This window comes from Nocardiopsis oceani, from assembly GCF_054777395.1.
Map to the genome: position 1 here is coordinate 1 of NZ_BAAHAR010000132.1, position 728 is coordinate 728.

The following is a 728-nucleotide window of genomic DNA, read 5'->3' on the forward strand; positions in this document are numbered from 1 at the left end:
TTTGGTACCCCTCCCCGAAGAGCGGCACCGAAGGGCCATATCCTTCATCTTTCACGCAGTTAGCACATCGATTAAGGTTTCCTACCTCCTTCTCAACCTTTCTTTGTGCGCGTGGCACACACAACATTCAGCCGTTGTGCTCGGACCACAACCGGCTCAAGTACCGCCGGGAGACCAACCCGGAGGCCTCCATCTGGCAGGGCCGCCCCTCCCACCGCATCCGGAACAACAACAAAGACAAGGGTGGGGGCAAGGACCCGGACGGGGACCCCGACCCAGCCCCCACACCTACCCCCACACTCGAGAAGCGGTAACCGCCCGCCAAGGCCCTACCACCCCACGCCCCCATGCCCTGGTAGCCCGGCACCCTCCCGAGGGGTCGCTGCACACCATGACCGGCCGCGACACCCGACCCGTCAACGCTCCGGCGGCGTGGCAGGAATCGGCCCCCAGGCCGACAGGGGTTCGGCTTTCGCAGGGGCGAATGACCGGCCGCGACACCCTCAGGCGTTACCGCTCCGGCGGCGTGGCAGGGATCGGCCGCCAGGCCGACGCAGTTGCCCGGCCGAAGGCCGGGACCGCTCGGACCTCAACCACCCGTCCGCCGAGTAGCCGGGGGGAATCTCACCCCCCGGCCCTCACAGATCCGTACGTGACAGTCTCCCGTCATACGGCTCTTATCACCCTGATCACCAGGAACGAGGAGCGTGCACCGTCCACTCCCACTG

The 728-nt window shown here is 66.6% G+C and carries 1 protein-coding gene; it reads left to right on the plus strand.

What is annotated here, in order from left to right; translation table 11 throughout:
• The first annotated feature begins 134 nt into the window (after positions 1-134).
• Positions 135-314 (plus strand): hypothetical protein, encoded by a 180-nt coding sequence (locus tag ACYVDG_RS32710; RefSeq protein WP_460764201.1) that lies wholly within the window; start codon positions 135-137, stop codon positions 312-314.
• Positions 315-728 lie beyond the last annotated feature (414 nt).